We start from the raw sequence: 13200 nt of genomic DNA on the forward strand, positions 1-13200 counted from the left end.
GGGGACGGGATCAGACGGGGTCAGTCCGCGTGCCAGTAGGCGTCGCCTTCGAACACGAGGGCGGCGGCGCCGACGAGGCCGGCGGTCTGCCCGAGCGCGGCCGGGACGACCCGGACGCTACGGGCGAAATCCATGCGCGCGTGCGCGCGGAACGTCTCTTCGAGGGAGTTGAACAGGAGGGGTCCGGCCTGGGCGAGTCCGCCGCCGATGGCGACGACGTCCAGGTCGCACAGGTGGGTGGCCGAGGCGATGCCGATGCCGAGCGCGCGGCCCGCCCTGCGCATCGCCGCGACGGCGATCGGGTGGCCGCGGGCGGCGTCGGCGGCGAGGTCGCGGGCCGTCGCGACGACCTGCTCCGCCCGCCACCCTTCGGCCTGCGCCCAGGCCGCGAGAGAGGGACCGCGCGCGATGGCCTCAAGGCAGCCGCGTCCCCCGCACGCGCAGGGCATGCCGGCGGGATCGACGACGATGTGCCCGATGTGTCCGGCGTTGCCGCTGGCTCCGTCGATGAGCCTGCCGCCGAGGATCAGTCCGCCGCCGACGCCGGTCGACACGACCATCCCCAGCACGTTGGCCGTGCCCTTGCCCGCGCCGCGCCAGTGCTCGCCGACGGCGACCGCGACCGCGTCGTTGTGCACCCGGACGGGCAGCGACGGGTACCGCTCCCGGAGCCTGGCGCGCAGCGGGAAGCCGCGCCAGCCGGGGATGTTGAGGGGGGAGACCTCGCCGGACGGCCACTGCATGGGCCCGCCGCAGCCGACGCCCACGCCGACGAGGTCTGATTCGGGGAGTTTGTCGAGGAGGGCCTCCAGGAGGCGCCAGAGGCCCTCCGCGTCGACCCTGGGGGTTTCGGCCCTTTCATAGGATTCGACCCGTCCTCCCGGGTCGACGATCCCCACGGCCATCTTGGTGCCACCGATGTCTATGGCTAGAACGCGCTCATCGCCCATGCGCTGTCCTTCCGTCATTCCGTGCGTCACGGTTCCCGAAGGCGAGGATCGAGGCCGTGAAACCGTGCACGTGATTGCGGCCGGCGACCGGCCCTATCTCTCCGTCAGCGAAGAATCCGCCTACGGAGCCGAACCCTGTGAGGGCCCGGATGTCGTGGTCGGAGCCGCCGAACATGGCGCGTCCCCGCCCGTTGCAGGAGAACAGGAGCGCCCCTTCGACGGGCCCGACGTCGAACCCGCGGACGAGCGCCTCCAGGTCGTGGTCGGCGGCTCCGGCGTCGCGTACCTGGAAGCGGACGGTCTGGCCCGTCTCCACCACGTCGCCGACGGCGAGGGCGCCTGTGTCGGGGTCGACGCCCACGACGCCCCGGACTAGGAAGTCGCCCTGCTCATGTTCCTCCGCGTACTCGTCCATGGCGACGCCTATGAGCAGGCCGTCCGCGGCCAGATCTCGTTCCTCTCCGGTGAGGCCCGCCACGACCTCCTCCAGTTTCTCCAGGGCGGGTGCGCCCGCGAGCTCGAAGAGGATGTTCTGTTCGGCGCTGGTGACGGTCATGAGGGGGCCGATCGGACGGGCGCCCTGGCTCAGCAGGGTCATCGCCTCTACCGGGCCTCCGATGACGACGCCCACCGCGCCGGACTCGATCACCTTGTCGTCGACGAAGAGACGGGATTCGCCCAGGCCGCCTCCGGCGAGGCCCCCTACGAGGGGCAGCCCTGGCAGGACCTCCTCCGACCGTTCGACGAACGCGTCCACCGGGAACGAGTGCGGGTCGGCCAGGAGGATGCCCACGACGTCGTCGGGCGCCGATTCGGGCATGCCGACGACGACGAGGCGGTCTTCCGCGCGGAGCGTCTCCAGCTGGAAGGGGGTGAGCCGGGCGCCGGGCAGGATGGCCGCCCAGGCCGCGACGGCGCCCAGGTCGTCGATGTCCTTGCGATCTCGTTCGACGCCCTGGCCCCTGCCGATCACGCCCTGGGCGCTGCACCCCACAACGGTGCGGGCGTCGCTGATCGCCATGGCGTGCCGGGCGGCGTGCTCGACCTCCTGCGGGTCGGCTCCGCTCACGAAGACGCAGAGGAGATCCGCCCGTCCATCGAGGGGCAGGGTCGCCTGCCGGACGGCCTCGGCCGCCGCGGCCGCGAGGTCGGGCCCCGTCGCCAGTCCGTCCCCGAAACGAGTCATGTTTCGATTCAACCGGGCCTCGCGCCTTTTCGAAACCACTCCCATGTAAACAGTGCGGACGGGACATCGGGGACGTAGTCTCGTTTAGGTGCCTTCTCAACCGCGAGCCGCCACCCTTGGCGAGCTACTCGACTCCGGACATGTTCACCGCCCGGTCAAGGCAGAGCTCCGGGCGAACCTCTTGTCACGATTGAAATCCGGTGAATCGCGTTTTCCGGGAATCATCGGTTTCGATGAAACGGTGTTGCCCCACGTCGAACGGGCCCTGCTCGCGGGCCATGACCTCGTGCTCCTGGGCGAGCGGGGGCAGGGCAAAACGCGATTGATCCGCACGATCGCCGGACTCCTCGACGAATGGACTCCCGTCGTCGCCGGATGTGAGATCAACGACCATCCCTACGCGCCCGTGTGTGTGCGGTGCGTCAGGCTGAAGGAAGAGGCGGGAATGGACCTCCCCGTCTGGTGGAGGCACCGGGACGAGAGGTACGCGGAGAAACTGGCGACGCCCGACACGTCCGTAGGCGACCTCATCGGTGACGTCGACCCGATCAAGGTCGCCCAGGGCCGGACGCTCGGCGACCCGGAGACCGTCCACTACGGGCTCGTGCCACGGGCGAACCGGGGGATCTTCGCCGTCAACGAGTTGCCGGACCTCGCCGAGCGCATCCAGGTGGCCCTCCTCAACGTGCTGGAGGAGCGGGACGTCCAGATCCGGGGTTACCAGTTGCGGCTTCCGTTGGACGTCCTTCTGGTCGCGTCAGCCAACCCGGAGGATTACACGAACCGGGGGCGGATCATCACGCCGCTCAAGGACAGGTTCGGCGCTGAGGTCCGCACCCACTATCCGCTGGACCTCGATCTTGAGGTGGACCTCATCCTCCAGGAGGCGGAGCTGGCCGCCGAGGTGCCCCGGCACCTGCTGGAGACGCTCGCCCGGTTCACCCGGTTTGTTCGGGATTCCAAGGCGGTGGACGCGCGGTCGGGCGTGTCGGCACGGTTCGCGATCGCCGCCGCCGAGACCGTCGCGGCCGGTGCCATGCGACGGGCTGCGCTGACAGGCGAGGAGACGGCCGTCGCGCGGGTCGCGGACCTCCCGGCGATCGTGCCCAGCCTGATGGGCAAGGTCGAGTTCGAGGTCAGCGAGGAGGGGCGCGAACAGGAGGTGATGGAACACCTGCTGCGCCGCGCCATCGCCGAGACGTTCCGGCGGACCCTCGGCGGGGCCGACCTGTCCGGGCTGCTCGACCGGTTCGACGCCGGCGAGACCGTCGACACGGGCGAGCTTGTCACGGCCGGGGACCTGCTGACCCGGCTCGGGCCCGTGCGCGGCCTCGCCAAGATCATGGCGGCGCTCGACCTCGCGGGCGACTCGCCGGGCCAGGCCGCGGCAGCCGTCGAGTTCGCTTTGGAGGGCCTCTACCTGACCCGCCGCCTCTCCAAGGACGTCTCCGGCGACGAGGCCACCTACCGGCTGTAGGGAGAAGCGTGAAGTACAGGTACGGGGCTTATCGGGAGGGGCCGGATCCGCTGGCGCCGCCGTTCGACGTCCGGGAGGCGGTGGACGCGCTCGGCGACGCCGTCATGGACGGGCGGCGCGCCTCCGACGCGCTGCGCGACCTGCTGCGGCGCGGCGCCACGGCCGGCCGGCGCGGCCTGGACGACCTGCTCCGCCAGGTCCGCGAACGCCGCCGCGAGCTGCGCGAACGCGGCCGTATGGACGGCGTCCTCGAAGCGGCGCGCGCACTCCTCGACACCGCGGTCGGCCAGGAACGCGCCGAGCTGTTCCCCGACCCGTCCGACGAGGCCCGCCTGCGCGAGGCCGAACTCGACCAACTGCCCGCCGACACCGCCGCCGCCGTCCGCGCCCTGCGCGACTACCCGTGGCGCTCCGACGCCGCCCGTGCCACGTTCCAGCGCCTCAAAGACATGCTCCGGGACGAGGTCCTCGACGCCCAGTTCGAGGGCCTCAAACAGGCGCTCAGGGGCGGCGACCCGGCCCAGGCCGAGCGCGTCAAGGCGATGATGGCGGCGCTCAACGCCATGCTGGAGGCCGACGCGCGCGGCGAGCACCGCCAAGCCGATTTCGACGCCTTCATGGCGGAGTTCGGCGAGTTCTTCCCCGACGCGCCGCGCACCCTCGAAGAGCTCGTCGACTCCCTGGCCCGCCGCTCCGCCGCGCTCAACCGCCTCATGAACTCGCTCAGCCCCGAGCAGCGCGCCGAACTCGGCTCGCTCATGTCCGCCGCCCTCCAGGACGCGGGCCTGGACCTGGAGATGACCCGCCTCGCCGACGCGCTCCGCCGCCGCCGTCCCGACCTCGACTGGACGGGCGGCGAACGCATGTCCGGAGAGGAGCCCCTCGGCCTGGGCGACGCCACCAGCGCGCTGGCCGACCTCGCGGATCTCGCCGACCTGGAGTCGTCACTCCAGCAGGACTACCCCGGCGCCGGCCTCGCCGACGTGGACGAGGAGGCGGTCCGCCGCGCGCTGGGCCGCCAGGCGGTGGACGACCTGGCCGAACTACGCCGTATCGAGGCGGAACTAGAACGCCAGGGATACCTCCAGCGTCAGGGCGGCAACCTCGACCTCACCCCCAAGGCCGTCCGCCGCCTCGGCGACACCGCCCTACGCCGTGTCTTCGCGCAACTCAAGGCGGGCCCCAGAGGTGACCACGCCCAGCACGACGCGGGCCAGGCGGGCGAACTGACGGGTACGTCACGCCCCTGGCGGTTCGGCGACGAACAGCCCCTCGACGTGGTCCGCACAGTGCGCAACGCCGTCCTACGCGAGGCCGGAAGCGGATCCCCCGCCCTACGCCTCCTCCCGGAGGACTTCGAGGTCCACGAGACGGAGAACCGCACCGCCGCCGCCGTCTGCCTCCTGGTGGACCTCTCCTACTCGATGGTGACACGCGGCACCTGGGCCGCCGCCAAACAGACGGCTCTCGCCCTCCACACCCTCGTCCGCACGAAGTTCCCCAGGGACGCCGTCCAGATCATCGGCTTCAGCAACTACGCCCGCCGCCTCCAGCCGGAGGAGATGACCTCCCTGGACTGGTCGATGGTCCAAGGCACCAACCTCCACCACGCCCTCCTCCTGGCAGGCCGCCACCTGGACTCCCACCCCAACCACGACCCGGTCGTCCTGGTAGTCACCGACGGAGAGCCCACCGCCCACCTCCGCCCCGACGGCCACTACCTCTTCGACTACCCCCCCTCCCCGGAAACCCTCGTCCTCACCTTCGCCGAGGTGGACAAGATGACCCGCCGAGGCGCCACCCTCAACGTCTTCATGCTCGCCGACGACCCCCGCCTCGTCTCCTTCGTAGACGAGTTGGCCCACCGCAACGGCGGCCGAGTCTTCTCCGCCACCGCCGAGAACCTCTCCCTCACCGTAGTAACCGACTACCTAAAATCCCGACCCCCCCACCGCTGACCCCCCACCCCGATCCGAAGGACGCGCCGGGGCTGGGTGGGTGTGGTGGATTGACGGTGGCGCGGACGCGGCCCGGTGAGGTGGGGTCGCGTCCGCGCGGTGGGTCAGCGGTTCATTCCGGCGGCGATTCGGTCGCCTACGGCCTTGTCGATGTTGCGCCAGTACTGGACGGCGCGGTCCACGACGGGGGAGGAGACGCCGTTCTTGAGGTGGGCGACGATGTTGTCGACCAGGCGGCCTCGGGCGGCGTCGTCCATGACGTCGTTGATGAGGGCGGCGGGCTGGCCGAAGTCGTCGTCGTCGCGGTGCAGGGTCGACGCCTCGCGGACGAGTTCGGCGTTCTCCACCATCCAGCTCGCCAGGTCCTGCCCGGATTGTGAGGCGGCGTCCGGGCCGCCGTACGAGTTCGGGTGGTAAGGCCGGGCGACATTCGCCGCGAACTGCCGCATCGGCCCGTCCTTGGCATAGGAGTTCACCTGGGCGTTCCGCGGCCGGTTGGGCGGTAGTTCGTTGTAGTTCGGCCCGATCCGGTACCGGTGTGTGTCCGGGTAGGAGAAAAGCCGTCCGAGCAGCATCTTGTCCGGCGACGGCCCGATTCCCGGCACCAGGTTCGACGGTTCAAAAGCGGCCTGCTCGATGTGGATGTGGTAGTTCTCCGGGTTCTCGTTCAGCGTCATCCGGCCGACCTCGATCAGCGGGTAGTCGCCGTGCGGCCAGACCTTCGTGAGGTCGAACGGGTTGAACCGGTACGAGGCGGCGTCCTCGAACTCCATGATCTGCATCTTGAGCGTCCACGTCGGGTAGTCGCCCCGCTCGATCGCCGTGAACAGGTCGCGGAGGTTGTGGTCGGGGTCCTCCCCGGCCATCGCGTCGCCTTCGGCCTGGGTGTAGAACGCGTTCCCCTGGTCGGTGACGAAGTGGTATTTCACCCAGAAGCGTTTCCCGGACGCGTTGATCCACATGTAGGTGTGCGAACTGAATCCGTCCATGTGCCGCCAGTCGCGCGGGATGCCGCGGTCGCCCATCAGCCAGGTGACCTGGTGTGACGATTCGGGCGACAGCGTCCAGTAGTCCCACTGCATGTCGTTGTCGCGCAGGTGGGTGACGGGGTGGCGTTTCTGCGAGCGGATGAAGTCCTGGAATTTCATCGGGTCGCGCATGAAGAACACGGGTGTGTTGTTGCCGACCATGTCGTAGTTGCCGTGCTGCGTGTAGAACTTCAGCGCGAAGCCGCGCGGGTCGCGCCAGCTGTCGGGCGTGCCGAGGTCTCCGGCGACGGTGGAGAACCGGGCCAGCATCGGCGTTTTGCGGCCGGGCTGGAAGAGGTCGGCCTGGGTGTACTGGCTGAGGTCGTTCGTCACCTCGAACACGCCGTAGGCGCCGCCGCCCTTGGCGTGCACGACGCGTTCGGGCACCCGTTCGCGGTTGAACTGGGCCATCTTCTCGATGAGGTAGAAGTCCTGGAGCAGGAGCGGCCCGTCGCGGCCGACGCTCAGCGAGTTCTCGTCGCTCCCGACCGGAATGCCGGTGTTGGTGGTGGTGATGGCCATCGTGGTGTTCTCTCCCCCGGGTGCTGGTTTGGGTGGTGGCTTACGGTGTCGCCTCGCCGTCGGCGGCGGCTTCGGCGGCCTGTTCGATCTCGACGGCCCTTTCGGCCTCCTGGAGGGTCTCCTCGGGACGTCCGTCGTGCATGACCGCGTCCCTGTCGGTGTCCTCGTCGACGACGGAGACGGCGGCCAGCTCGGCGGGCTCGTCGTCGCGGTTGGGACGGGACGCGGGGGTGTCCCCGTTGATCTCTTCGAGGACCGGGTCGGGCACCTCGGCGGAGAGCTGGAAGTCGAGCGTCTCGCCGTCGCGCTGCTCCTCGTCGGTGATGCCGTGCCGGATGGGGCGCGACCAGCGGTCGGGCGGGTCGATGCCGTGGTCGAGCGGGTCGGCGGTGATGTCGTCGCCGACGAGCGAGTACGCCGGGTCCTCGACGTCGAGCTGCTCGGACGCGTCGGGCAGGGGCTCGTCGAAGTCCCGGTCGTCCGGGGGCGGGTCGCCGCCGCCGTACGGCCCGGTGCCGTCGCCTGGGCCCGTCGTCATCGTGGGTGTCCTCTCCTTGGGGAGCCTCTGGGAGATACGGGCTCATCCGTACCGTCGCCCCCTTCGAAGCCGACATAACCCGCTTAACCACCAAGTGCGGGCAAAGGTAAAAGGACCCGGGGCGGGAGTTGGCCGACATGGGGGACTGATCACACCCAAACCCCGGGTACCGCACTCAAGGGGCTCAAACACCACGTCCCCCGACGATCCCGGACGATTCAGGAGCGATGCACCTTGGCCACCAAACGATCGAGCAGCGCGCCCAGGACCTCCCGCCGGGAGGAGAGCCAGCCCTGGCCGGACTACGACGGCGCCGAGATCCAGGAGTTCGGCACCATCAGGATGTTCCCGCTCGGCCTGTCCGCCGACGCGCGGATGTACTCCTGTCAGCGGCTCAACCAGATCCTCGCCGACACCCAGATCCTCTACGCGCTGTACAAGAAGGACCACTGGAACATGCGCGGCCCCACGTTCTACCAGTTGCACCTCCTGCTGGACGCGCACGCCAAAGAACAGCGCAAGCTCGTGGACCTCGTCGCCGAACGCGTGCAGACCCTCGGCGGCGTCGCCGTCGGCGACCCCAGGCACGTCGCGGAGATCACCGTGATCCCGCGCCCGCCCGACGGCGTCGAGGAGGTCCCGGCGATGCTCACCCGGCTCGTCGAGGCGCACGAGACGATCCTCGTCGCCGCGCACGACGCCGCCGCCAGGACCCAGGAGATGGGCGACGACGGCACCAACGACGTCCTCGTCTCCGACGTCATCCGCACCAACGAGATGCAGACGTGGTTCATCATCGAGCACCTCGTCGACACCCCGCTCGTCGCGGAGCCGCAGAAGTTCAAGGCGCACCCGCACGAGTGAACCGTCGCGGCCGCCCGCCGGGCGGTCGCGGTTTGGCCTGTTCGGGGGGCGCGCATCACCCGTACCTGCGGGAACGCGGGCTAGGGTCGGACCCATGTCCACTGGTGACCGGCTGCTGCTGATCCTGCACATCGGGTTCGCGATCTTCGCCCTGGGCCCGCTCACCGCGGCGACCATGGCGACGCCCCGCTACATCAGGGCGGGCAACACCACGGTGCTCAGGTTCCTCAACCGCTCCACGCGCGTCTACGCGATCGCCGCCCTCGGCGTCTTCCTGGTGGGGCTCGTCCTCGCGCGCGGCAGGTACGCCGAAGTCTGGCTGTCGGCTTCGATGACGTTGTTCATCGTCGGCTGGCTTCTCCTCGTTGTGGTCGAACGTGACCAGCGCAAGTCGCTGCACAAGCTCACAGGCGCGGGCGCGGGGGTGACAGCCCCGGGCGCGGAGAAGGGCAAGGCCGCCGAGCGCAGCGCAGGGCAGATCGTCGACACCAAGGCGGAACAGGGCAGAATCGCCGCGCTCGCCGGGATCATCGCGATCATCTGGATCGTCATCCTGGTGCTGATGGTGTGGCAGTGAACGCCGCCTGATCGGGCGGCCCGCCTGCGAGGATGGGGGGATGACCACCCAGACCGTCTCCGCCGACGACGTCCGTGCCGCCCGCACGGCGCTCGACGGCGTCCTGGTGCGCACGCCGCTGCTCCACTCGCGCCACCTGTCCGAACTGGTCGGCGGGCCGGTGTACCTCAAGTGCGAGAACGTCCAGCGCACCGGCTCGTACAAGATCCGCGGCGCGTTCACCAGGATCTCCCGGCTGAGCCCGGCGGAGCGGGCCTGCGGCGTCGTCGCGGCGAGCGCGGGCAACCACGCGCAGGGCGTCGCGCTCGCCGCGTCGCTGCTCGGCTGCAAGGCGACGATCTTCATGCCGCAGGGCGCGCCGCTGCCCAAGGTCGAGGCGACCCGCGCGTACGGCGCGGAGATCATCTTCGGCGGCGAGACGGTCGACGCCTGCCTGACCGCGGCCCGCGTCCACGCCGAGGAACGCGGCGCCGTCTTCATCCACCCGTTCGACCACCCCGACGTCGTCGCCGGACAGGGCACGCTCGGCCTCGAACTGCTGGAGGAGTGCCCGGACGTCCGCACGGTCGTCGCGGCCGTGGGCGGCGGCGGGCTCATCTCGGGCCTCGGCGTCGCACTGAAGGGCTCCGGCTGGGACGGCACCCTCCTGGGCGTCCAGGCCAAACGCGCCGCCGCCTTCCCCGCCTCCCTGGCCGCCGGCCGCCCCGTGACGGTCACCCTCAACCCGACCATGGCCGACGGCATCTCGGTAGGCCGCCCCGGCGACCTCACCTTCGACCTCGTCTCCCAACTCGTCGACTCGGTGGTGACGGTCTCCGAGGAGTCCCTCTCCCGCGCGATGCTCCTCTCCCTGGAGCGCGCGAAGCAGGTAGTCGAACCGGCCGGCGCCGCCTCCGTAGCCGCCCTCCTGGAACACACCTACGCGATGCGCCCCCCGGTCGTAGCCATCCTCTCCGGCGGCAACATAGACCCAGTCCTCCTAGCCAAGGTAGTCCGCCACGGCCTAGTCACAGCAGGCCGCTACCTGGTAGTCCGAGTCCGCCTGACGGACCGCCCCGGCGCCCTGGTCCGCCTCCTCTCAGAGTTGGCCGAAGTCGGCGTCAACGTCCTGGACGTCACCCACGAACGCGTAGCCGCCCGCCTCCACCTCGAAGACGCCGAAGTCGTCCTCCACCTAGAAACCCGAGGCCCCGAACACACCCAAGAAGTCCTCTCCCGCCTCCGCCGCCAGGCTTACGCCGTCAAATTCACCTAACCCACCCCCGACGCCAAACAACCCGCGCGGCCAGGGCCACAAAAAGCCCCCGATACGAGCCCGTTTTCCGGCGCGGAGGTTCAGGGTTCGAGGCGGTGGGGGCCGCGGAACAGGAATGTGGTCTCGCGGATGGAGGGGAGGTTGAGCAGAAGCATGAGGAAGCGGGCCAGGCCGAGGCCGAGGCCGCCGTGGGGTGGGGTGCCGTAGCGGAAGCAGTCGAGGTAGCTGCGGAGGGGTTCCAGGTCCATGTGCTTTTCACGGGCCTGGGCGACGAGGATGTCGTGGCGGTGCTCGCGTTGGGCCCCCGTGGTGATCTCGATGCCTTTCCAGAGCAGGTCGAAGCTCTCGGTGACGGTTGGGTCGTCGGCGGGCCGCAGGTGGTAGAAGGGCCGGACTGAGGCGGGGAAACGGGTGACGAAGACGAATTCGTGCCCGGTCTCGGCGGCGATCTGGGTGGAGAGAGCGCGTTCGCCTTCGGGGTCGAGGTCGTTCTTGACGCCTTCGGGATCCCAGCCGGTCGTGCGTAGCCGGCCCAGTGCCTCGGCCATGGTGATGCGCGGGAACGGCGTCTCGGGAACGCGCACGGCGACGCCGAAGTGCTGCCGGATCTCGGTGCCGTGGCGGTCACGGACTTCGGCGAGGACGTGTCGGAGCATCCGTTCTTCGACGGCCATGACGTTCTCGGCGGAGTCGGTCCAGGCGATCTCCAGGTCGACCCCGGTGAACTCGGTGGCGTGCCGCGAGGTGAACGACGGTTCGGCGCGGAACACGGATCCGATTTCGAAGACCCGGTCGATGCCACCGGCGATGGCCATTTGCTTGTAGAACTGCGGGGACTGCGCGAGGTAGGCGGTACGGCCGAAGTATCCGACCTCGAACACCTCCGCGCCCGATTCCGAGGCCGTCCCCATCAGCTTGGGGGTGTGTAGTTCGGTGAAGCCCTCGGTCGCGGCGAATTCCCGCATGGCTCGCTCCGCGGTCGTCTGCACCTGGAACACGAGTTGTTGCTCGGGGCGGCGCAGGTCGAGGAACCGCCAGTCCATTCGCTGATCGAGGTTGGTGTGCTCGTCGATCGGCAGTGGCGCTCGGGCGGCGGCGAGGATCTCGACGCGCTCGGGGATGAGTTCGAGTCCGCCGAGTTTCACCTTGTCGTTCCTGACCACCTTGCCGGTGATCCGGACCGCTGATTCGGCGGTAGCGTTTTCGAATGTCGCCTCGATGGCGTCACCGGTCCGCGTGTGCGTCACCTGGAGGAGTCCGGTGTGGTCGCGGATGATGACGAACTGGATGCGGCGTTGGAGCCGGAGGGCCTGGATCCACCCGCAGACGGTGACCGTCTCGTCCGGACGGAGGGAAAGGTCACGGATCAGGGTGCGCGACATCGGCAACTCCCTTGGTTGCTGGCGCGTTGTTCGCGCCGGTGGGCAGAGCGGTAGACGGCCGTCTGCGGGGACGGGCCACAGCGTAACCGACCCGAAGCCGAGAGGCGCCGAGTTTTCCGCGGGTGTCAGGCGAGGCTGAAGACTCCGGAGAACACGGGAAGGCCATACGCCCGGATGATCTCCCGGAACCCGACATGGACGTTCACCAGGCCGTCCAGGTCGTAATGGAACGGGATACCCTGCTGTTTGACGACAAAAGGCGTGAGCACCGTCGGTGAGGGGACGACGCCGAGTGCGGAAATGGTCTCCAGGCCGCGCAGCGTGTCGGTGGCCGGTTCGATGCCCGCGAGGAGGCAGCTCCCGACCTGCTGGTGGCCGAAGACGGCGACGGCGTCCGTGAACACGGTGACGTAGTCGTCAAAGGTGAGGGTGCCCTTGTAGCCGTGGACGTAGCGCCGCCGGTACTCGTTGTTCACGATCTCGACCCCGCTGTTGAAGCGGCTCACACCGGCCGCCTTCAGGCGGTTCAGGTAGTCCAGCCGGTAACCGGCGTCGTCGCGGATCGCCTGGGGGATGACCTGGGAGACGTAGACGCCTCCGGAGTATCCGATCGCGCGTATTTCGGCGGCCAGCCGACAGTGTCGGTCCAGTTCGAGGCGTGTGTTCTTGATGCTGCCGGTGCACAGCCAGACGATGTCGTACTCGGTCAGGAAGTCCTCGGCGTGGTCGTGCACGTAGGCGAGGCAGGCGTCGAAGTTGGCCGTGTAATTGGCAGGTCCACTCTCCTGAAAGGCGAGGATCTCCCATTCGGACTCCTTGAAGCAGAAGTCGCAGGAGTACGCGCAGTACGTGTGGTAGTCGAAGACGAAACTGCGCACGCCGTTCTCGCGGAGCAGCCCGAAGTTGTACATGCCCGTCGGGGCTCGGCCGTCGTCTACGAACTGGCGGCAGGCGACGTCGCGGACCGTTCCGTTGACGCGGGCGGTCAGGTGTGCCCCGTCGAAGGAGAACGGGGATCGCTGGTCTACCCGCACGGTCACCTTCCTGCGGTAGCCCGGGGCTGTTATCTCGATCTCGATCCGTGGGATCACCTGGCCGAGCAGGGGCAGGCGAATGCCCGTCGTGGCGAGCTGAACCCCGTCGCGCAGCACCCCCAGGCGCAGCAGTTCCGGAAGGCTCACCCTGTCGGCACCCGGCACGGTCAGATCGGCGGGCTTGGCACGTTTGGTGGGGGCGGGCGGCTCCGCCCTGGCGGTTTCCCACATGGACACTCCTGCGATACGCGAGATGTACCGGGTCGGACGGGCTCACGAAGCACCGCGTCCCGGCTACGACGGTGCAGGGGTTCCGGGTCCGAACTCCACAGGGTTGGGGGCACTTGCCGACATCGCGCTCGACGGCATCCGCGGGCTCCTTGTCCTTGCGTGGGCAGGAGTGGGGGCGCGGTGAGCTTGCTCGGGCTT

At 69.3% G+C, this 13200-nt stretch carries 11 protein-coding genes; 5 read left to right on the forward strand and 6 right to left on the reverse strand.

Annotation, left to right across the window (positions count from 1 at the left end):
- Positions 1 to 20: 20 nt before the first annotated feature.
- Together LO762_RS01390 and LO762_RS01395 are read right to left on the reverse strand one after the other, a co-directional pair.
- Entirely contained in the window at positions 21 to 950 is a 930-nt protein-coding gene (locus tag LO762_RS01390; protein WP_230611707.1) for an ROK family protein, read from the reverse strand.
- Positions 940 to 2136: an FIST N-terminal domain-containing protein gene (locus LO762_RS01395; RefSeq protein ID WP_230611709.1), complete on the reverse strand. Its 1197-nt coding sequence runs from the start codon at positions 2134 to 2136 to the stop codon at positions 940 to 942. The genes LO762_RS01390 and LO762_RS01395 overlap by 11 nt, the downstream gene beginning before the upstream one ends.
- 88 nt (positions 2137 to 2224) lie before the next feature.
- Here LO762_RS01395 and LO762_RS01400 point away from each other — a divergent pair, with 88 nt between their 5' ends.
- Both LO762_RS01400 and LO762_RS01405 read left to right on the forward strand, forming a co-directional pair.
- Complete coding sequence (locus LO762_RS01400; protein WP_230611711.1) at positions 2225 to 3613, forward strand: sigma 54-interacting transcriptional regulator; 1389 nt, start codon at positions 2225 to 2227, stop codon at positions 3611 to 3613.
- An 8-nt stretch (positions 3614 to 3621) separates the two neighbouring features.
- Positions 3622 to 5571 carry a hypothetical protein gene (locus LO762_RS01405; RefSeq protein WP_230611713.1) on the forward strand — a complete coding sequence of 650 codons (1950 nt, stop codon included), beginning with the start codon at positions 3622 to 3624 and terminating at the stop codon, positions 5569 to 5571.
- A gap of 104 nt (positions 5572 to 5675) precedes the next feature.
- Here the strand turns inward: LO762_RS01405 and LO762_RS01410 are convergent, their stop codons facing one another.
- Together LO762_RS01410 and LO762_RS01415 are read right to left on the reverse strand one after the other, a co-directional pair.
- Positions 5676 to 7121: a catalase gene (locus tag LO762_RS01410; protein ID WP_230611715.1), complete on the reverse strand. Its 1446-nt coding sequence runs from the start codon at positions 7119 to 7121 to the stop codon at positions 5676 to 5678.
- Between the two features lie 40 nt (positions 7122 to 7161).
- Positions 7162 to 7659 carry a hypothetical protein gene (locus LO762_RS01415; RefSeq protein WP_230611717.1) on the reverse strand — a complete coding sequence of 166 codons (498 nt, stop codon included), beginning with the start codon at positions 7657 to 7659 and terminating at the stop codon, positions 7162 to 7164.
- A gap of 234 nt (positions 7660 to 7893) precedes the next feature.
- Here LO762_RS01415 and LO762_RS01420 point away from each other — a divergent pair, with 234 nt between their 5' ends.
- The 3 genes from LO762_RS01420 to ilvA all read left to right on the forward strand — a co-directional run bounded on the left by LO762_RS01420 (position 7894) and on the right by ilvA (position 10355).
- Complete coding sequence (locus LO762_RS01420) at positions 7894 to 8523, forward strand: Dps family protein (protein WP_230611719.1); 630 nt, start codon at positions 7894 to 7896, stop codon at positions 8521 to 8523.
- A 94-nt stretch (positions 8524 to 8617) separates the two neighbouring features.
- A complete protein-coding gene (locus tag LO762_RS01425; RefSeq protein WP_230611721.1) occupies positions 8618 to 9100 on the forward strand; it encodes a hypothetical protein in 483 nt (160 codons plus the stop codon).
- A 40-nt stretch (positions 9101 to 9140) separates the two neighbouring features.
- Positions 9141 to 10355 carry a threonine ammonia-lyase gene (gene ilvA / locus LO762_RS01430; protein WP_230611723.1) on the forward strand — a complete coding sequence of 405 codons (1215 nt, stop codon included), beginning with the start codon at positions 9141 to 9143 and terminating at the stop codon, positions 10353 to 10355.
- Between the two features lie 80 nt (positions 10356 to 10435).
- Here ilvA and aspS read toward each other — a convergent pair whose 3' ends face one another.
- A complete protein-coding gene (aspS, locus tag LO762_RS01435; protein ID WP_230611725.1) occupies positions 10436 to 11737 on the reverse strand; it encodes an aspartate--tRNA(Asn) ligase in 1302 nt (433 codons plus the stop codon).
- Positions 11738 to 11862: 125 nt separating this feature from the next.
- Complete coding sequence (locus LO762_RS01440) at positions 11863 to 13002, reverse strand: hypothetical protein (RefSeq protein WP_230611727.1); 1140 nt, start codon at positions 13000 to 13002, stop codon at positions 11863 to 11865.
- Positions 13003 to 13200: the final 198 nt, after the last annotated feature.

Source organism: Actinocorallia sp. API 0066 (assembly GCF_020991275.1).
GTDB lineage: Bacteria > Actinomycetota > Actinomycetes > Streptosporangiales > Streptosporangiaceae > Actinocorallia.